The 17,795-nt window shown below is 40.1% G+C and carries 24 protein-coding genes and 2 pseudogenes; 2 read left to right on the top strand and 24 right to left on the bottom strand.

Annotated elements, in window-relative coordinates; genetic code table 11:
* The 17 genes and pseudogenes from FR7_RS11320 to FR7_RS24450 all read right to left on the bottom strand — a co-directional run.
* The gene (locus FR7_RS11320; RefSeq protein ID WP_007934458.1) at positions 1 to 387 is read right to left on the bottom strand and encodes a CFI-box-CTERM domain-containing protein; all 387 of its coding nucleotides are present in this window, start codon (positions 385 to 387) and stop codon (positions 1 to 3) included.
* A gap of 449 nt (positions 388 to 836) precedes the next feature.
* Positions 837 to 1,184 (bottom strand): energy transducer TonB, encoded by a 348-nt coding sequence (locus FR7_RS11315; protein ID WP_007934460.1) that lies wholly within the window; start codon positions 1,182 to 1,184, stop codon positions 837 to 839.
* A gap of 191 nt (positions 1,185 to 1,375) precedes the next feature.
* On the bottom strand, positions 1,376 to 1,804 hold the full coding sequence (locus tag FR7_RS11310; protein WP_007934462.1) for a hypothetical protein: 429 nt from the start codon (positions 1,802 to 1,804) through the stop codon (positions 1,376 to 1,378).
* Between the two features lie 68 nt (positions 1,805 to 1,872).
* The gene (locus tag FR7_RS11305) at positions 1,873 to 2,298 is read right to left on the bottom strand and encodes a hypothetical protein (protein ID WP_007934464.1); all 426 of its coding nucleotides are present in this window, start codon (positions 2,296 to 2,298) and stop codon (positions 1,873 to 1,875) included.
* A gap of 104 nt (positions 2,299 to 2,402) precedes the next feature.
* The gene (locus FR7_RS11300; RefSeq protein ID WP_007934466.1) at positions 2,403 to 2,879 is read right to left on the bottom strand and encodes a hypothetical protein; all 477 of its coding nucleotides are present in this window, start codon (positions 2,877 to 2,879) and stop codon (positions 2,403 to 2,405) included.
* Positions 2,880 to 3,246: 367 nt separating this feature from the next.
* Positions 3,247 to 3,837 (bottom strand): group II intron maturase-specific domain-containing protein, encoded by a 591-nt coding sequence (locus FR7_RS11295; protein ID WP_007934468.1) that lies wholly within the window; start codon positions 3,835 to 3,837, stop codon positions 3,247 to 3,249.
* 76 nt (positions 3,838 to 3,913) lie between these two features.
* The gene (gene ltrA, locus FR7_RS11290) at positions 3,914 to 5,158 is read right to left on the bottom strand and encodes a group II intron reverse transcriptase/maturase (protein ID WP_007934470.1); all 1,245 of its coding nucleotides are present in this window, start codon (positions 5,156 to 5,158) and stop codon (positions 3,914 to 3,916) included.
* Positions 5,159 to 5,672: 514 nt separating this feature from the next.
* On the bottom strand, positions 5,673 to 5,969 hold the full coding sequence (locus FR7_RS24720; RefSeq protein WP_007941873.1) for a reverse transcriptase domain-containing protein: 297 nt from the start codon (positions 5,967 to 5,969) through the stop codon (positions 5,673 to 5,675).
* Positions 5,939 to 6,532 (bottom strand): reverse transcriptase domain-containing protein, encoded by a 594-nt coding sequence (locus FR7_RS24715; protein ID WP_007934472.1) that lies wholly within the window; start codon positions 6,530 to 6,532, stop codon positions 5,939 to 5,941. The genes FR7_RS24720 and FR7_RS24715 overlap by 31 nt, the downstream gene beginning before the upstream one ends.
* A gap of 87 nt (positions 6,533 to 6,619) precedes the next feature.
* Positions 6,620 to 6,820 carry a hypothetical protein gene (locus FR7_RS11275; protein ID WP_237714848.1) on the bottom strand — a complete coding sequence of 67 codons (201 nt, stop codon included), beginning with the start codon at positions 6,818 to 6,820 and terminating at the stop codon, positions 6,620 to 6,622.
* 357 nt (positions 6,821 to 7,177) lie between these two features.
* The gene (locus FR7_RS11270) at positions 7,178 to 8,197 is read right to left on the bottom strand and encodes a site-specific integrase (RefSeq protein WP_007934476.1); all 1,020 of its coding nucleotides are present in this window, start codon (positions 8,195 to 8,197) and stop codon (positions 7,178 to 7,180) included.
* Positions 8,184 to 8,705 (bottom strand): annotated as a pseudogene (locus tag FR7_RS11265) (tyrosine-type recombinase/integrase); the annotation flags it as partial. The gene FR7_RS11270 and the pseudogene FR7_RS11265, both read right to left, overlap by 14 nt.
* Before the next feature lie 15 nt (positions 8,706 to 8,720).
* Complete coding sequence (locus FR7_RS11260; RefSeq protein ID WP_007934479.1) at positions 8,721 to 9,185, bottom strand: hypothetical protein; 465 nt, start codon at positions 9,183 to 9,185, stop codon at positions 8,721 to 8,723.
* Positions 9,182 to 10,399 carry a tyrosine-type recombinase/integrase gene (locus FR7_RS11255; RefSeq protein WP_007934481.1) on the bottom strand — a complete coding sequence of 406 codons (1,218 nt, stop codon included), beginning with the start codon at positions 10,397 to 10,399 and terminating at the stop codon, positions 9,182 to 9,184. The genes FR7_RS11260 and FR7_RS11255 overlap by 4 nt, the downstream gene beginning before the upstream one ends.
* 118 nt (positions 10,400 to 10,517) lie before the next feature.
* Positions 10,518 to 10,703, bottom strand: coding sequence for a hypothetical protein (locus FR7_RS11250; RefSeq protein ID WP_007934483.1), 186 nt, complete (start codon positions 10,701 to 10,703; stop codon positions 10,518 to 10,520).
* Positions 10,704 to 10,961: 258 nt separating this feature from the next.
* On the bottom strand, positions 10,962 to 11,219 hold the full coding sequence (locus FR7_RS11240; protein ID WP_237714849.1) for a Y-family DNA polymerase: 258 nt from the start codon (positions 11,217 to 11,219) through the stop codon (positions 10,962 to 10,964).
* Positions 11,146 to 11,370, bottom strand: a pseudogene (locus FR7_RS24450) (Y-family DNA polymerase); the annotation flags it as partial. The gene FR7_RS11240 and the pseudogene FR7_RS24450, both read right to left, overlap by 74 nt.
* Positions 11,371 to 11,593: 223 nt before the next feature.
* On the opposite strand from FR7_RS24450, the gene FR7_RS11235 reads away from it, so the two are divergent.
* A complete protein-coding gene (locus FR7_RS11235) occupies positions 11,594 to 11,764 on the top strand; it encodes an aspartyl-phosphate phosphatase Spo0E family protein (protein WP_007934495.1) in 171 nt (56 codons plus the stop codon).
* Positions 11,765 to 12,007: 243 nt separating this feature from the next.
* On the opposite strand, the gene FR7_RS24180 is transcribed toward FR7_RS11235, so the two are convergent.
* From FR7_RS24180 to FR7_RS11220, 4 genes are all read right to left on the bottom strand, one after another.
* Positions 12,008 to 12,181, bottom strand: coding sequence for a hypothetical protein (locus tag FR7_RS24180; protein ID WP_157781525.1), 174 nt, complete (start codon positions 12,179 to 12,181; stop codon positions 12,008 to 12,010).
* Between the two features lie 2 nt (positions 12,182 to 12,183).
* Positions 12,184 to 12,612 (bottom strand): hypothetical protein, encoded by a 429-nt coding sequence (locus FR7_RS11230; protein WP_007934496.1) that lies wholly within the window; start codon positions 12,610 to 12,612, stop codon positions 12,184 to 12,186.
* Positions 12,613 to 12,683: 71 nt separating this feature from the next.
* Entirely contained in the window at positions 12,684 to 12,836 is a 153-nt protein-coding gene (locus tag FR7_RS23215) for a DUF2292 domain-containing protein (protein ID WP_007934499.1), read from the bottom strand.
* A gap of 696 nt (positions 12,837 to 13,532) precedes the next feature.
* Positions 13,533 to 13,790, bottom strand: coding sequence for a hypothetical protein (locus FR7_RS11220; RefSeq protein ID WP_007934501.1), 258 nt, complete (start codon positions 13,788 to 13,790; stop codon positions 13,533 to 13,535).
* Between the two features lie 72 nt (positions 13,791 to 13,862).
* Here FR7_RS11220 and FR7_RS11215 point away from each other — a divergent pair, with 72 nt between their 5' ends.
* Positions 13,863 to 14,270: an ImmA/IrrE family metallo-endopeptidase gene (locus tag FR7_RS11215; protein ID WP_007940760.1), complete on the top strand. Its 408-nt coding sequence runs from the start codon at positions 13,863 to 13,865 to the stop codon at positions 14,268 to 14,270.
* A gap of 293 nt (positions 14,271 to 14,563) precedes the next feature.
* Here FR7_RS11215 and FR7_RS11210 read toward each other — a convergent pair whose 3' ends face one another.
* From FR7_RS11210 to FR7_RS11200, 3 genes are all read right to left on the bottom strand, one after another.
* Complete coding sequence (locus tag FR7_RS11210; RefSeq protein ID WP_007934503.1) at positions 14,564 to 15,094, bottom strand: 3D domain-containing protein; 531 nt, start codon at positions 15,092 to 15,094, stop codon at positions 14,564 to 14,566.
* A gap of 318 nt (positions 15,095 to 15,412) precedes the next feature.
* On the bottom strand, positions 15,413 to 15,670 hold the full coding sequence (locus FR7_RS11205) for a hypothetical protein (protein WP_007934505.1): 258 nt from the start codon (positions 15,668 to 15,670) through the stop codon (positions 15,413 to 15,415).
* Between the two features lie 756 nt (positions 15,671 to 16,426).
* Entirely contained in the window at positions 16,427 to 17,713 is a 1,287-nt protein-coding gene (locus FR7_RS11200; protein WP_007934506.1) for a trans-sulfuration enzyme family protein, read from the bottom strand.
* Positions 17,714 to 17,795: the final 82 nt, after the last annotated feature.

Genomic DNA, 17,795 nt, shown 5'->3' with positions numbered 1-17,795 from the left:
CTACCTCCAGGATCTAATAAACCAACGTAATACTGCACGGATTGGAATCCTCAATACAGGGTACCTTTCAATTACGATAACTATATGTGGTGATATATTATAATATAATGAAGTAATCATTCGCCCAGGGCTGTAAGGCATTAGATACATATCCCTAAATTGACGCAGGATATTCGTTTCTATGGCATCAATACCAAAGACTGATGTTGCAATAAAACAGCGATTATCTCTACCAGAAAGCTGGCGATTAAATTGTTCGTGCTCTTGGTTGCCTCGTTTGATGAATGTTGCTGTAAGTGATGTATCTTCGCCATGATGGTAGTCAAGGTAGACTTGGCGTTCGCATTTTCCCATTTTGGCGAGTTCTGTAGCACTGGTTTGACGCAATTTGGGACCTCCGAGAAAATAGTATGTTCCTATTATATAGCATTATGGGGAGTTATGTAAAAAAGAAGATCCTTTCTATTTTGCTTTTACGCTTATTTTACTAGTTAGTAAGAGAATACTATTATCTTTAATTACATTTGAACTATTAAGAACAACCAAACATATCACAATTATAACCTTTTTTATAAAACTAATAACCAATTAATTCACCCCTATAATATTTATTCTAATTTTGCTATAATTCTGCAAAATTTTCTATCTTTCTTTATTAAGTAGATCTCAATAAATCAATAGTACTTTTAGCCTTATTCACTGAATACGACTTTCTTTTATTACCTAATCATAATAATGTTTCCATGGTGATTAAACCGAGAATTTTCTTAATATATATAGAACGTAATATGCCCTAAGCAATTAAGCCTAGGGCGTCATTTATTTAAGCTAATTTTCTATTTTAAATAAAACGATACATCTAAAGGCATTTCAGAGGCGATTGACTGATTATCCTGATTTCGCGCAGGAATAAACCTCCACTTTTTCACATTATCCTTTGCCGCATCATCAAGAATCTCATAACCGGAACTCTTCTGGATTATGACCTCACTTACATTCCCTTTATTAGTTATACTTATAAGCAGTGTGACTTTCCCCTCCCAATTATTCTTAGCAGCTTCCCTTGGATACTCAAAAGGTGTTTGATGAATAATTAATGCTGAGCTCTCTGCTGCTGATACCAAAATTGTGTTACTGCAAATCATTAAGCCAATAACAATAGCCATCAAGATACGTATGATCATGTCTTCATCTCTTCTCCAAAAATTATCTAATCAGTAGTAATTATTTTCTTTTGACCAATGCAATATCTTCGTTTACAGTTCATCATCACAACATAGACTTTTTTATTTGCGATGAACTATAACTCACTAACAACTAAGTCTAGGGAGCTATTTTACTAAACCTTATAGTGTATGTAAGAATCCATCTTGCACTATACTCCTAAACTTAGACCGCCTTCAGCTTTTACCTGAAGCAATCGATCTGCTTTCTGCCTTAAAGTCATTGAAAATTCACCAACACCCGCAGTATCATTATATCTTTCACTGTAATCAACTACAAAGGCATTAGGGAAATATACTTTTCTAAATATCTTATCAGAAGAAACCACCTCGACAATTACATCACTATAGGCCTCTGAACTTTGTGCTGGAACTTGCGCCCATTCAAATAGTTTTAAGGTGTCACTGTTACTAGGTCCTTCAGTATGAAGAAGTTTTCCTGTTACCCACATTGTAGCAGCAACATCAGTTGACTTAGCTTTTGAGTCAGTTGGCGTACTTAGTTGCACATTTACAAGACGAATTATATTTTCACCTAAATAAATGGTATCTTTTCCTTTAACCGTTAATCTAAATCCCATTATGAAACCTCCATAACCTTTTAAAATTTTAATTCTGTATTTTTGCCTAGGCAATAATATACATTGCGTTACTCATCTTGTCCAGGAATAAACCCAGACAAACTATCAATAAACGATTTAACTGAACCTATCGACGTAGAATCCATATGAGATGTACCGATCTGTGGCGCAAAAAAGCCAAACTCCGTACCTGTTATTCCATTACTATATGTCCTACCGTAGCCAAATAGAGCTCCTGCGCTAACATTGTTTGCGGCACCATTACAAAAGCCTTTTAGGGTATCTTCCTTCGGTCTCTCAGGAGTACTCAACCATCCCACAATAACACTGCCTGTAAAAAATGTCCCAGATTTGCCCAGTGCCATACCAACGCCTCCATACACATTACCATAGTAATCTATTGTAATTGATTGGATTGACCCCACACCAGGACCTTCACAAACAGAAATGGTGTAATAATCAGGTGTTCTATTTGGTAAATCTGATCTATCCATTTTTTAAAATCTCTCCTCAAAGCCACATATTAACCTGCAAATAAAATAAACTCCATAATTCTATACATTACTCTAATTCTTTCGCCATCCCTTATATAGGAGATTCATTTAAGGTAATGCCATGACAAACCAACTGCAAAATCCCATCCATAGTCAGCCTTTGCACCAGCATATTGAATAGATAGCGTATAGTCACCTTTACGAAAATATATTGTTTTTCCTCCTAAGTCCTGTCCCCCACCTCTCACAGTTTCTTCGCTTATAAATATCCATCCGTTTTTTTCTGCTTCTGCGATATAGAATGAACGAATCTCATTATAACTTTTGCTTGAACGATAGCCTGCACTAACGAGAGCCGAAGTAGTTTTATTATATGATGACAAGTCATTCCTAATTGCACCTGGTAATTGTTGAAGCAAATTATATTCGACCATTAATGCCTCTTTTTTAACAGTACCCTCTGTTGTCAAACCTTTGGTATGGTAAAATACAAACCCAATAAACATGACCAGTAAAGCAAGTCCAATAATATATATTGTTCTTTTTGAAATCGCTTGATCATTACGATGTGTTTTCTTCAAAGAATATCCTCCTTATTCAATCATCAAGGTATCAGTGTTTTTCAACTTTTAAACAATTCAACTTTCGCAATCGCATTCCATTTTAATAATAATTTCCTTATAATGAATCTATTTACAATAAATACATTATAACCCATATAGAAATAATTACCTCAACCAAAAGATATAGATTCCCAAATAAATTTAATGTTTTATATGAATTTAAGGTTTATGTGCGTTAGTAAGAAATAACTGACAAATGGTCAATCCCCATTTAGTGTGGCTCGTAGTATAGGCCATATGCTATCGAGTAGAGGCTACCCATTATTTGAGTAGCCGACCTCTCACACCACCACTCAAGCGGTTCCGCAAGTGGCGGTTCCCAAGTTTACGCCATAACAGTTTTAAAGTAATCCGAGAAAAATGTATAGCCAGCCTGTCTTAGGCGGGCATCGGTTACAGTGACTTTTAGTATTTGGCTATTGGCTATCCGCCAGTAGCCTTTTCTTGTGCAGGCAAACTTAAAGGCAGTGCTATGATTAAGTCCGAGTTTCTTCAGCATGGCATATCTGGTACGGATTTTCTTCCACCGTTTCCAGATATACATGCGCACTCTCCTTCTCAACCATTCATCGGTTGTCTGAAGCAGTTTCTTCATATCCGCAAGCTTGAAGTAATTTACCCACCCCGTTATGAATTGTTTCAGTTTTACCTTTAACATTTCATATCCAAGTGCGTTGCTTCTTGATGTGAGCTCTTTTACTTTTGCTTTCATTTTGCTAATGCTCTTGGCGTGGACACGGTTTTTGATTCCTTCTTTTGACGGATAGAATCCATATCCCAGAAATTTGACCTTACCGATATAGGCTACGACTGTCTTCTCTGTGTTGACCTTAAGAAGCAGTTTCTCCTCAATGACCGGAACAATATTCTCAAGTATTCTTTGCGCCGACCGTTTTGTCTTGGCAAAGAGGAGCAAGCAAGTAGACCTAGGGAACTTCCCCCTAAGTCTCTCTCAGAACTGTACGTGAACCTCTCAGCTCATACAGCTCCCATTATCCAGCCGTTGGCAGTATCCCAAATTTCCAGTGTGCAAACAGTTTTCTATCACGCTTTGCTATTTCTCCAAGCCAATGTTCAGCTCTTTGTCTTGATTTTCGATTCTTGTATTTCTTGCGAACCCAGTAAACAAGACGTCCATTAATATATCTTAATACTTCATATATCTCTGATTTATAAAAATGCGTGTAGTAATTAATCCATCCCTGTATTTGGCTATTGAACATATTTGCTATGTCCAATAAGTCCTTATCCGGTTTCAACTGCAACTTCCACTTTCTAACTACTTTTCTTATGGATTTCTTCGCCTTTTCTCCCATTGCTGGCAGAAAGTTAGTGAAGAACTTTCCACATTTATTCTTTGCATGTCTTGGTCTGAATGTATATCCCAGAAAATCAAAAGAGGTGTATTCATGATTTCCTATTCGGTCATCATCTTTACAATATACAATTCTTGTCTTATCCAAATTTAATTCTAATCCAAAACGCTCAAAACGTTCCTGTAGCCTGCGTTGCAAATATTTCGCTTGTTTAAGAGACGCACAGTGTGCAATTCCATCATCCGCATATCTTGCCCACGGTATTGTTGGAAACTCTTTCGTCATATAATCATCAAATACATAGTGTAAAAATAGATTGGCAAGTACAGGACTGATTACCCCACCTTGTGGCGTTCCTGAAGTTCTTAGAACAATCGTTCCATCCTCCATTTGAAACGGTGCTGTCAACCACCTTGGTACATAAAGAAGAATCCATTCTTCTTTTGTTTGGTGTTTTACCATTTCTATTAAGTAATCATGTCTGATGTTATCAAATAGACCCTTTATATCAAACTCTAAAACCCAGTCTTTTCTCCAACACCTTCTCCTTGTTACTTCTATTGCTTGTATTGCTGATTTATTCGGTCTGTATCCATAGGAATCTTCGTAAAATATCGGCTCCACGCATGGCTCAAAGTATAACTTCGCTACCATCTGCGCTATCCTGTCCTCTACGGTTGGTATTCCTAAAATACGAGTTCCACCATTCTTCTTTGGAATTGCTACTGCCTTTACAGGTTTCGGCAAATAACTTCCTGACGACATTCTATTCCAAATCTTATAGAGATTATTATTTAGCTTTCTCTCAAAATCCTCAATAGATTGCTCATCCACTCCATAGGTTCCCTTATTTGCTTTCACTCTTTCATAAGCAGTAATTACTGCTCTTTTGGAAATACTGTATGGCTTTGTTTCTTGCATAAGTTCCTCCTCCTTTCAAAGTTGACTTATTCTTGAAACTGAATAATTCGGGTTCTTCGCTCCATTCCCATTACAGAAACTTCATCACTACTACAACCCAATCTGCCCCCATGACTGCATTGGTACTCTTATCTTGCGGTTCTTCCGCTTGATATACTCCCTTAACATCAGCCCGTGGGTTCCCACGTTCCGTACAGACGCCTGTATTAAGTTCATGCCACCTTTATGCCGCCCACCGTCTAGGCAGTAAACAGGTTTCCCCTAGACTTATCCCAGATTAACGACTACCCCCTGGTTTTGATGGAATCTCTACGCTATCGACATTTTCGTAAGTGGTTCACTTGTTCATTCATCTCCTTAATACGCACTTGACAGTTTTATCACTGCCTTTTCCTTAACGCTCAATACCATGGATTTTGGCCACAGCACCTTAAGGTAGTTTGAAACCTCCACCTGTATGGCGATTTCGGTGGACCTACCACCATCATCTGTACAGCATGGCTGCCTTCAGTAGCTACGCTACTTGAACACGCCTTCGTGGCGCACTATCATCCGCATATCGAACAAACCAGATTCCTCTGCGTTCCAGTTCATGGTCAAGTTCGTTCAGCATGATGTTGCTGCATAAGGGGCTAATGTTACCCCCTTGAACAAGACCAAGCTTCGTTTCCTCAAATCGTCCCCTATTCATGGCTCCTGCCCTAAGATATTTGTGTATAAGCGATACGACTCTGCCGTCTTTGACCGTCCTTGATAGTATTTCAATCATCTTCGATTGGTTTACTGTATCGAAAAATTTTTCAAGGTCCATATCAACGACATAAGTATACCCTTGGTTCGCGTATTCCTTACACTTCTCAAGGCGTCATGGGCACTCCTCTTCGGCCTGAAACCATAGCTGGTCTCTGCGAATTGAGGTTCGAAGATGGGTTCAAGCTCCTGGGCTATTGCCTGCTGAATGACTCTGTCTACTGCCGTTGGTATCCCTAACGTCCGCATTTTTCCGCTGTCCTTGGGTATTTCTACTCTTCGTACCGGATTCGGATGGTATTTCCCTTCCAGAATTGACTTGGTAAGTTCCTCCCCGTTAACTTTGAGATATTGTAGAAGATGCTCCACTTCCATCCCATCAATTCCGTGCGCGCCTTTCTTACTCTTAACCTGCTTATAGGCTGTGTTAAGGCTATCCAGGCTCAAGATTCTCTCTAAAAGTCTTTTCTCTTTACTGTCGGCATCGGTGTTGTTGTTTTCAGTTATCCGCTTGTCAGTAAGCACTCCCGCATACCCTTCATGTTCCGCATTATCTCTTTGCGGGCAGTCCTTACCACAGCAAGGTATTCTGCCTTCTTTTATCCCGACTTTGGTAACCTTCATTGACTTAACACCTCCTTGGGTTCAACCCTTCATAACGCCGTCGACTGCGTTACTAATATGGTATCTGCTGACTTCTCACGGCAAATCTTATTTCAACCGCATTTCACAAATTTGCTTCATGCGTCCGTAAGATCTCCCACGGTAAGACACGTAACCTTCATCCCATATACCCGCCGCATATACATCCCCGTGTCCGTGCAGTTTATTGGATTTTGTCTTGTATGGCAGACTCATCCCACTTCGAATGCCTAATACGATTTGTGTTCCTCGGGCCGAGATTTTGCTCATCACGCTTCCTTTAGATTCCACCTTGCGGTGGACACCCTTGCGCTTGGCTAATGGTTGGCAACTGCCAGCCCCCATAGCGGACTTTCACCGCCAAGTTACGCGCCATGCGTGGCGCACCATCAAAAAAACCCCCGGCTTAGCCTTAGCCGGAGGTTTTTCTTTCCATAAACCATTTTCCCATATCGTCAAATAAATAGACTTGCTTGCCCATAATATTACAGGTATATCTTACACCAACATTATGTATAGCTGCACATAATGTAGGTTATGTGCAGCTAGTAGTTATGCGGAGTGAATGAAAATAAACAGGTTGATTGGGCCTGAATTTTCTTCATTTACTCTACATAACAAAGACCATTACTTGTTCTTGCCGAAATTCTTTAGCCAATTAATTAGTTCAGCATCCTTACTCCAAGAAGGTCCATCTACAGGGATTATAGAACCGACTTTCTCCAGTGCTTTTCGTTTCATCTCTGTATCGGCTTTTGCATAGATACCCGTTGTTGCAACATCTACATGTCCAAGGATATCACGAATGTAAACGAGGTGAACACCAGCCTGTAAAAGATGCATAGCTTTGGTGTGCCGTAATGTATGTGGAGTGATATTTTGAGACATTAGCGGAGATTGTTTTGAAACTGTTACAGCATACTTTTTTAGGATGTAAGCGATTCCGGAGCGAGTCAATTGATTTCCATGACGGTTTTTGAATAAAGGATGACTCAGGTTTTCTCTAGTATTGAGATGATATTCATCCAGATATTCCTTGATGAGATTTGCCGTTTGTGATAAAAGGGGAATATCTCTTGACTTTCGACCTTTCCCTGTCAGATGAACATGGGCAGGCACATCCAGCCGGATATCCCGAATAGTCAAATCCGCATTTTCCTGTACCCTTGCCCCTGTATCATACAGCACGCTTAACAAAACCAAATCTCTTTTCCCAGACCTTTTTGCTGTGTCAGGTAGCGATAGTAGTAGCTGCATATCATTAGTTGTCAAATAATGGACTGTCGGGTGGGGCTTCTTTTTGATTGGGATTTGAAGTATTTTTTGGCATGCCGTCATATACTGGGGTGCTTCTACTAACACATACCGTGAAAATGATTGGATTGCGGCCTGCCTTTGATTTCTGGTGGAAACCCCACAGCCTCGTTCAGTTTCCAACCAGCCGAGAAATCCACCAACTAAGCTAGAATCAAACTGTTCAATCGAAAAACGTTCAGGAGCTATTCCACGTTGATCCCTGCAATACGTCAGAAACAGCCGGAAGGCATCACAGTATGAAAAAATAGTGTTTTGGCTTACATTGCGTTGGGTAGGAAGATAAACACTCAGAAAATTGGTAATGTAACTGGAAATACTAGAGGTTTTCATGCTTATCACCTCTAGGTATAATTTCTCCATACGCTTTCTCTAATAAATCCGTGATATGTGGAAATATTTCTGCGGTCAACCTAAGATATTGTTGCGTTCCCTGCATATTTTTGTGTCCCAAATAAGTAGACAGGTAGGGCAGTGCCGCCGACACATCAATTCCTTTTTTAAACCAGTTTCTAAGGCAATGAACAGCAAAGGTGTGCCGGAGATCGTGTACTCGTGGCCCTTTTCCCTTGCCACCATGAGAGATACCTGCATTAAACAAGATATTATGAAATAAAGTATTAATTGTTCCAGGACTATAAGGTGTTCCACGAGAAGATGGAAGAAATGGAACTTTGGGATCTAGAGCCGAATATACCTTAACAATATATTCTTGTACATATACCCGGAGAGATTCTGACATTGGTACTAATCTGTCCTTGTCAAACTTTCCCTGCCGAATACAAATTACACCGTTTTGGAAATCCACATCCCCAACCATTAAATTCAGAGCTTCCGATACTCTTAGACCGCATCCTTACAACATTCGCAGCAGCAACGGGACTACCAAATGCCTATGGGGACATTTGTAAACATAGGGGTAGTGATCTACTTGCCACAAAATGGCCGCTATTTCACGATCTGAAAAAATATATGGGACAAAATTTTCGGATTTGTTGCCTTTGAAAATAAGTGGAGACACATAGGTCTCCACACCCAAACGACATAAATATTTACTAAATTGCTGGATAATCTGATATCGGGCTTTATGATTCCGCACACTTTCGTATGGCGTCTTTGCTGTATACTTTTCTATAATTTCTTTGGTAAGACTAGACCGATCATATTGCTCTGATACAAGATACTTATCAAACCGCGCCAGCATTTTGCTTTCCGTGTTATATTGATATTTAAGGCTTCGCTTTTCTGCGATGAATTGCTCTATCCAAGGCGCCAAAACACTTGAAAATGTATATTGCTTCATAGAATACTGCTTACTCATGGGGGGGATACCTCTCCAACTTCAATCGCGCATTGTTTCAATTGCTCCAAATTCAGATGGAGATAGTCGTTGGTGGCGTAGATGTTGGCGTGTCCCAAAATATCCGAAATAAGGTGCACGGAGACATGCTGTTCCAAAAGACGACTAGCCAGAGTATGTCGCAATGTATGAAGCCCATGCCTCTTGTTTTCGATATTGACACCGGAGAGGGTAATATACTTGGCCATGATGTTTCCGGCACAAATGGAGCCATAATAAGGCGGAACATGTTGAACGAACAGGGTCTCGGCATTAGTTTGAGGTCTTCCATACCGGAGATAGTCAATAATTGCTTCACCCACATCTTCCGGCATCGGCAGTAGAAGAGGGCGTTTCGTTTTGATTTGTACAAACTCTACACAGGATTTTTCCCAGTCAATTTGATTCAGCTTGAGATTTTCAGCATCAGATCTTCGCAGACCAAGGCGAGTAATCAGTAACATGATTGCGTAATCCCGCTTGCCTATGGGACTTCCACGATCCACGGCAGCAAGCAGAGTTCTAACTTCTTCTTCTTTCCATGTTGAAGGAAGTCGATAAGAGAAGTCCCGCTTCACCGGAGGGACATTTAAGGACAAATTTATCTTGATTCTGCCGGTTTCAAAAAGAAATTCTAAGAAACCTCTCAAATTTGAAAGCATGCCGCCCATCGTCGAATTGGCATATCCAGTCAATGAGGTGACATAATTGCTAATTAACTGTGCATCTACCTCTAATAGAGACAATTTCTTCTTTATGTGAATAAAAGCTAAAAAGTGTCCGGTATGGGCATTACGATTCTTGACAGTAGCAACTGAAAGTCCACTTTCCAGTAAACGTTTCCCATACTGCTCCATCATTTCGTTGAACTCCGTAGGATATAAAGGAGCTGGTCTCCTGCTGGAACGCCTAATGTGTCCATGTTGTTGATAGTCGCCCAGCATTCGGATCGCTCGGACTCCTCTTTGAATGGAATCAGGCATCCTGCCGGTGTGAGGATACGGGTAATTGTAGGTTTCTTTTAAGTACCGCTCTCCCAATTCTTCCGAAAAACACTCCTGTGAGTGTTTTTGAGAGTATTGCTGAAATTTCTCCCATATTCGCATATTTCGCTTGATATGATTCTCAGGGTAACGTAGATAATTCATGGTGTCTCGCACTTGCAAAATCAACTTGCTCAATGTAACTCTTTCCATACATATTCCTCCATAGCTTAATTTTATCTGGAGAATCCCAGATATCGGTATTATACTATGGAATAATTATGTAGAGCCGAGTACCTTACAAGTAGCGGTATATTAAGCCTCTAGCCATCTATCTTTGCATAATTATTGACTGCACATAACCAACACCTCCACCTTTAAGAGAAGCAGCTTGACGCACATCGATAAGACGATCCACTTCAAAGACTCTGCCATCTTCCCATTCGATTGACATCGGTCTAACATTACCATATATATCATGTTTGGCTGTAACTTCCACAAAGACTTTACTATTCATACCCTTCACCTGCTTATTTAAAATATGATATTGGATGGATAACATTTGCAAAGCTATGCAGCGTTTCTCCCCATATGCCTAGTAGTAAACGTAGACTTTTAATATCGCGGTTCGCGAGGTCACCAATGGTATAGATGGCGCGATTTTGAAGCTTTCGCCTAGTAGAGGGACCAACATACAACAATTCACTAATAGGTAGTGGCCAAACTTTATCACAATAATTTTCTTCCGTTATAACCGTAGTAGCATCTGGCTTCTTCATGTCACTACCAAGCTTCGCAAAAATTTTAGTATAGGATACGCCAACCGATCCAGTAAGGCTAGTTTATCCCGCAAGCGTTGCCTGATTTGATTTGCAATATCTTGACCAGTTCCAAATATTTTCTCTGTTCCGGAAACATCAATCCAATATTCATCAATTCCATAAGGCTCAATTTTGTCACTATAATCCGCATAACTCTCTCGCGCTAACCGAGAAAACCGTAAATACTTTTGAAAATCTGCTCGTACTAACACTAAGCCAAGGCACTTTTGCTTTGCCTCCCAAATTTGCTTCTCCAGTCTTGACTCCGAGGTTCTTAGCAATATAATTTTTAGCGAGGATGATACCATGACGTGCTTCAGCATCACCGCATACAATCACAGGCTTATCACGAATTAGGCATTCTACGCTGGCGTACTAGTTATTTAGATCGATATGTAGAATTGTACGACTCATGATAAATTCACCACCCATAAACAGAACATGCGTTCGTGTTAAATTATAGGTTTTACACAGAAGGAAATCAAGTTGTAAATGATGGTAACTGAAATCCATCTCCAATATTTACACGCTATAACTTCTCCTATTAGTGACAAGCTAATTGCAATAGTTCGCGAAGGAGAAGACTATGTCTGATTTAAAACGTCTTGAGGAAATGATTGAACAGCTACGAACTGAATTGCATGGCGTATCTATGGGAAGGTTGTTAACCGATCCACAAGTTATTAAGGCTAGCGAAAAACTAGATGCTTTGTTAGTGGAATATCAGAAATTATTGAGAGATAAAGGCAGAAAATAAAAAGTACCGCCCTACCAATTAAGGTAAGACGGTGCTGGATAGCTATCTATACTTTTTTACGGCCGTCCCTGGGGACTTTCAAAATGACAAGCGCTTGCCGATTTAAAATATAATAAACAACTTATCCGCTTTCCTCGTATATTTTACTTCCTAACCTGAACTATTACCACCAAAGTGATGTTCATAACTTACGGCTATTCCTACTTATTAATCTGAAATTTTATAAATTGACAAAGCCGGCACTTACTTACTATCACTTATAATTTTTATTGTCTCTCCACTAAATTGGTATACACCTAATTCAACGTAATCACCTTTTTTAAAATTGTATATGCTTCCTACATTTAATCCATATGTATTTACCCCATTTGTAGTAGTCGCTTGTGACCCAATAAATATAGAACCATTAACTAACACACTTATGGATCTAGCCGAAGCATTTGCTTGAACAATAAACTTAACCTCTCTTGCATCTTCTGTCGCAGAGGGTCCACATGTTCATTACCCTTGCTTTCCCCTTTGGCCTTTTCCATATCAAACAATAATCTAACTTTGCTTAAATTTAACTTGTCAAGCTCAATGCTTCGAGTTACCTCAATGCTATGTTTAAGCGCAATAGCTTTACAATCACTACTACTACCTGGTGAATAGCCATATTTAGCTGTCATTTTTGGGGTGTCCATCATACATTTTATTGTTTCTTCCATCTCACGGATATCACCTAATAGAATGACCTCAATACCTAGCAGTCGCTCTAATCTGGACTGTTTATGATAATATTTTACAAGTACTTTTCCTATTAATGTTTCCCATGGTTTATTCTTTTCGCTTGCACGTCTCCACCTCACTCATAAAATATAAAATGCCGACACTCCTAGCATCACCAGGTAGTGTCGGCTTCCGTTCGTCGGTCAACCAATTATTCTTTTTTCTCCAGACGAATACTCTGCCGTATATCGACTCGGGTGACTTCACCGTTTTGTATGATAAAATCTACATTCCCAAACTTGAGGGAATCTAGCTGGTGCTGTGCTTTCTTAATCTGCTGTATAAGTTCATTGCTTAGTGTCATGCCTATCTCCTTGAAGATGTTGATCTCCACGTTTAGCTGCTGCGCATAGTCCAGCTATTAAAATCCAATTAGGCAGCCGAGTAAAATAGCCGCATATAAGCAGGCTATATGAATGTACATATTTCTTCTCCCCACCCTTGTTTATCTTATTAATCTAGATCTCACTGCTCCCAGTCCCATAGTCGCTGTTTACCCTTTGCTGGTACTGGATCAATCTGCTGGACATTAGCAAGTATCCAGGACAATTGATGATAAATTGATAACCGCAGAATCACCTTTATTTACCATAGATCATATTATGTAGCAGAAGAGTTTCTATTGATAAGCTAGGAGGTAATCTATAAATATGGACTATCGTAAATGGGATCACCCTGAAATTGAAAACTGGGAAGAAGATCCTAATTCGAGAAAAAAACTTTATGCAAAAGACTTATGGAAATTCGGCCTAGGCTGCTACCCTATTTACTCTTGTTATTGGTATTGCTGGCCTAATGATAGTTGCTGTCCTAGACGATCTTGTTGTCCTAGACGGGGTTGTAGGCCTAGACGAAGTTGCTGGCCTAAACAAGATTGCTGGCCGCGCTAGCTTCGCAGGTACTTATTTTTTATTAGAAAGCCTTCGGGCTTTTTCTTTTATTCCTCACGCTCTAATAACAAATATCACTCCCAACGATTAATTTCTAAAACCAACCCTGCTCACACATCACTCTCACCAATCACGTCATAATTCAGCTCCCTGATCCCCTCTCGATACTCTGCAACCTGCCGAGGATCATCCCCCTGGCAGTACAACGTATCACCAGGGTTTACTGTATATTGCATTGCAACAAGGAGCAACGCAAGAATAAACTGTTTTATATCAAATCCCTCTCTTCCTTTGCGGCCTCTACGGCTCTTAGTTTCAACCTCCCTTGCAATGTACTCCACTAGTACTATTTCCGCCCCTAGCAACATCTAGCGCTCCTGTGACAATCCTCTCGCTAGTAGCATGAGGGGATAAGCATACCGCACCGTGTGCGAAATCTTATGAAGAAATATAATACTAGAAATCCATTCGAATTAGCTGATTTTCTAAACATTACGGTTATATTCTATCCTATAAAGTCCGGCGTACGAGGCTTTTATGATAAAGTTTTTAGACATAAATTTATTATAATCAATAGCTCTCTACCTGAACATATACAGAGACAAGTTTGCGCTCATGAATTAGGACATGCCTTACTCCACAAAGGTTGGGGCTATTACTTTATGATTGAGGAGCATACCTTCTTCTCCCCTGGCTGCTTTGAACGTGAAGCAAATGAATTTACTTGGCAGCTGTTGTTTAATGAAGAGGCTTGTCGGGTTGAATATGATCTTGGCAGGTATGTGAGGGAGGAAGGGATTGTGGAGCTGGTTGGGTATAGGAAAAAACACACAGCACTACTCCACTAATGGAGATGCTGTGTATTTTTTAAATCACTTATTGCTTGTCGTGATAAACTTTACCTGGCTCATTCATATATTCTATTCCCATTAAGACTTGTTCCATTACGTGACATCAATGGCATGTCCAAAGTGGCACTCCTTGTATTTATTGACTTCTGCTAACATCTGGTATCCTAGTACAAGATAGTTTGTATATTTTTTAAAAAGCTCCAACTCATAATCCTCGTGAATGCTAAGTTCATTTTTTTTGGGACTTGCTTTTATGACTTTTGGTATTCACCGAAGTCCACCGACTATTCCTACCTATCAAGAACAAATACTCTCACCCCATGGGTACGCCCTAGCTCATATAGTTCTTCGTCTGAAGCGTCTATATGAACGTCAAACACTTTACCTTTAACCGCTCCCCCGGTATCTTCTGCGATACGTCGGAAAACTCTGCCGTCAGGCATAACAATCTCAACCTCTGAACCTAGTGGAACTACGTCCGGGTCAACGGCTACAGTCCTGCCCGAGGTAGCTACTGTGCCTGATGCTGTTTTACCCATATCGTTGTACCAAGTCACCTGTGCACCATCTATGTAGCGAGCCACTCGGTGTCCACCACGGCTTGTTGGGTAGACATCACGCTGGAGTGCCAGCTCACGCCTTAGAATTGCTATGTCTTTTTGCATGTCCTCAACCTTTTGCTGGTTCATTTGAGCCTCAGACGTTATTTGTGCTATTCGTGCTTCATCTGCTTGCTTTTGATCAATGATTGTTTTGTAGTTGATGCTAACGCCAAGTAGTAAGGCTATTATAATCGTGCCGATAGTCAATTTTAGTCTCATCCTATCACTCCTTCAAATGATATCTTAAAGCTTAGCTTATATTATATCGATAAAGTGGAGGCGGTATCAATGGATAATTTTTCTTATTGTCGTTAGAGGTCATCAAGGTAACTGTTTTCCTTTCTATCTACAACTAAAATAACCATATTTTACAATAATATGTAAGTAAAATAAAAAACAGCCCTGTTCCACTAATGGATGGGCTGTCTTTACTCCTGTATAATATTGTTTTTTCGATCAACTCTCAGAAAAATAAGGGGATCGATTACTTATAAACTCGTTGCGTCTCAACTCTACAGAGTCGTCTTCTATTTCCTATTATTTCTGATACTTAAATGGAAATTGTTCAATTAACTTGTTAAATTTAGTTTCCCATTGTAAGAAATCCCGTATAGGTAATTTACCCCAAAATTGCAATCCTGATAATTCAAATGAGACTGATAAAAAATACTTATCTCCTTTTTCCTCATCTCCATACCAACAAGGAAGGTATGTTGAATTGCCAATATAATGGGGTAAACTTTTATATACCTTTCCTAACTCCTCATATGGTTTCACTATTAAATTTGTTTTCATCAACCATATACACTCTTTCAAACTCTACTATATCATCATCAACACTATAGCGATTGTTATAATTTAACAATCCTGGACAATTAATAACTGACCTTACACCAGAAATAGAAAAAAGCAATATTTCGATAGATCATGAATTACAGCTGATCAAGTCTTCCCTCTCTCAATCCATTCTTGATTTATATAAAAAGCAACTCGTAGCCTCTAAAGATGTTGAAGTACAGCTTTCTAAATTATCAATGAACGTGTTGCTCTCGAAGCCCGACAGAAAAAATTAAAAAATGCCCTTCTTGCGACTAATGATGAAGTTAATCGCAAGAGGAACACTATCATACTTTTAAATGATTTAAGGGGGAAACTCTCGAAACTAAACGAAGCATTGTTAAGCAGCTCATACGTGAAGTAATTGTTTGCACGGAACATATAGAAAAGGGAAAGATAGACCAGATGTAAATATACACGCTAAAGTTCGTTTTCTCCTAGGTTTTGATGTCCATAGACAAGTGTGCAAACCATAACCTAGAAAAAATTGAATTTCAGATGGAGATAAAAAAAGTACAAAATGATAGTTGAGATTCCCCACTCCACAAAGTCTGGAGCTAGGGCTACTACGCCACCCAACTTCGTTATGGTTACACATAATTTCTCTTATCTTTATTGTTTTTTCTGACTGTAGAACATACATATTTCAATCTTTTTTAGTCAAGCCAAGTATACGCTGATTAATTTACTCTCTGGTCTCCCCCGCTTAACAGCCTACTTAATTACTTTTAAACATCTTGCCGCTTGGTTGAGATCACGTAAAAGATCCTGGTAGTCTTCGAGTCCGGCATGGAAGCGTAAAATATACCCATCAGGCAAGGGTGTAACTTCGCGCTTGGCATGCACCGGCAATACAAGCGACAGATGCCCGCCCCAGCTTTCAGCAACCCAGAACAGGTTTAATGCATCGATAAAAGCCTCGACATGCTCTGCCGGCAGGTCCTTTCGGAAAACGACGCTAAAAAGACCATTTCCTTTGCCGAAATAGTGCTGGAAACGTTCATGATAAGGTGAGGTTTCCAAAGTCGGCGAAAGGATGTTGGTGACAAAAGGCTGTTTCAAAAACCATTCGATCAGCCGTTGAGCGGTTTCGGCGTGTTGATTGAGACGTTCTTCGGTCGAATCAATTCTGTGATAAAGTCGCGAGCAAGTCGTTGGTGCGACTGCGCCGTTACCGGTTGCGCGCAATTCGTCGGCGATGATCTGCAGATCTTGTGGGCGCCTGGCGATAACAATCCCCGATGGCGTATCTCCATATCCGCCTTCGTATTTTGTCGTCGCTTGCACAACAATATCAATGCCGTATTCAAGAGGTTGAAAACGAACGTGGCTTGCCCACGTGTTGTCCATAATAGTACGTAACTTGGCATTTTGTGCTATAGCTATCATACCATCGATATCGGGGATTTCAAAAGTACCGCTGCCTGGAGCCTCGATATAGACAATCAAGTCTTCATGTTGAGAATATTCGCTACGCGCTTTTAATAGAACCGAGCGAAATTCATCTGCCGAAGCACCTGCTGGATAACGGATTTGTTGTATGCGTCGCCGGTTTAGAAACCGAAGCATTGGTCCATATACATTATCAGGGATAAGAACTGCTTTCGGTGAAAACGCGTCTAAAGTTGTTGCAAACGCGGATAATCCCGATGGACAGATGACGGCACCATAACCTTTATGCAATGCCGCAATTTTTCTACATACAGCGTCGGCTTCTGGTGTCTGCGGAATGCCATATTCCGCTCCGCCATAAGGTGCTCTGCCGCATTCATCAGCTGTACGGTAGGTCTCAAGCTTAGAAAACAAAACTGAACTTTGCCCCCAAGAACCCATTTGCGAAAAGCAGTCTGCATCTCCAAGACCAGATGGATTTGGATGTCCACAAACCACATAGGGGTCGGAAACAGGATCATGTAAACGTCGTGTTTTAGGCGAACAGAGCGCGAGAAACGCACGTCTTGCTTCGCATTTAATTGAAGTTTCTGGTATTTTGCTCTCCACAAGAATTCTCCTCCAAATTTTATCGTATAGATCCATAGTTCTTTAATGAACAAAAAAGTCCTTTTTTACAGAAGGCCAACTT

It is taken from the genome of Pelosinus fermentans DSM 17108 (assembly GCF_000271485.2).
GTDB lineage: Bacteria > Bacillota > Negativicutes > DSM-13327 > DSM-13327 > Pelosinus > Pelosinus fermentans.
This window is presented reverse-complemented; position numbering and strand designations above follow the sequence as displayed.

Excerpts from the sequence above, each read along its gene's own strand:
- FR7_RS11315 (WP_007934460.1), bottom strand. The coding sequence starts at position 1,184 with ATGATCATACGTATCTTGATGGCTATTGTTATTGGCTTAATGATTTGC.
- FR7_RS11310 (WP_007934462.1), bottom strand. The coding sequence starts at position 1,804 with ATGGGATTTAGATTAACGGTTAAAGGAAAAGATACCATTTATTTAGGT.
- FR7_RS11305 (WP_007934464.1), bottom strand. The coding sequence starts at position 2,298 with ATGGATAGATCAGATTTACCAAATAGAACACCTGATTATTACACCATT.
- ltrA (WP_007934470.1), bottom strand. The coding sequence starts at position 5,158 with ATGCAAGAAACAAAGCCATACAGTATTTCCAAAAGAGCAGTAATTACT.
- FR7_RS24720 (WP_007941873.1), bottom strand. The coding sequence starts at position 5,969 with ATGGACCTTGAAAAATTTTTCGATACAGTAAACCAATCGAAGATGATT.
- FR7_RS24715 (WP_007934472.1), bottom strand. The coding sequence starts at position 6,532 with ATGAAGGTTACCAAAGTCGGGATAAAAGAAGGCAGAATACCTTGCTGT.
- FR7_RS11275 (WP_237714848.1), bottom strand. The coding sequence starts at position 6,820 with ATGAGCAAAATCTCGGCCCGAGGAACACAAATCGTATTAGGCATTCGA.
- FR7_RS11270 (WP_007934476.1), bottom strand. The coding sequence starts at position 8,197 with ATGAAAACCTCTAGTATTTCCAGTTACATTACCAATTTTCTGAGTGTT.
- FR7_RS11260 (WP_007934479.1), bottom strand. The coding sequence starts at position 9,185 with ATGAGTAAGCAGTATTCTATGAAGCAATATACATTTTCAAGTGTTTTG.
- FR7_RS11255 (WP_007934481.1), bottom strand. The coding sequence starts at position 10,399 with ATGGAAAGAGTTACATTGAGCAAGTTGATTTTGCAAGTGCGAGACACC.
- FR7_RS11250 (WP_007934483.1), bottom strand. The coding sequence starts at position 10,703 with ATGAATAGTAAAGTCTTTGTGGAAGTTACAGCCAAACATGATATATAT.
- FR7_RS11235 (WP_007934495.1), top strand. The coding sequence starts at position 11,594 with ATGTCTGATTTAAAACGTCTTGAGGAAATGATTGAACAGCTACGAACT.
- FR7_RS23215 (WP_007934499.1), bottom strand. The coding sequence starts at position 12,836 with ATGACACTAAGCAATGAACTTATACAGCAGATTAAGAAAGCACAGCAC.
- FR7_RS11220 (WP_007934501.1), bottom strand. The coding sequence starts at position 13,790 with ATGTTGCTAGGGGCGGAAATAGTACTAGTGGAGTACATTGCAAGGGAG.
- FR7_RS11215 (WP_007940760.1), top strand. The coding sequence starts at position 13,863 with ATGAAGAAATATAATACTAGAAATCCATTCGAATTAGCTGATTTTCTA.
- FR7_RS11210 (WP_007934503.1), bottom strand. The coding sequence starts at position 15,094 with ATGAGACTAAAATTGACTATCGGCACGATTATAATAGCCTTACTACTT.
- FR7_RS11205 (WP_007934505.1), bottom strand. The coding sequence starts at position 15,670 with ATGAAAACAAATTTAATAGTGAAACCATATGAGGAGTTAGGAAAGGTA.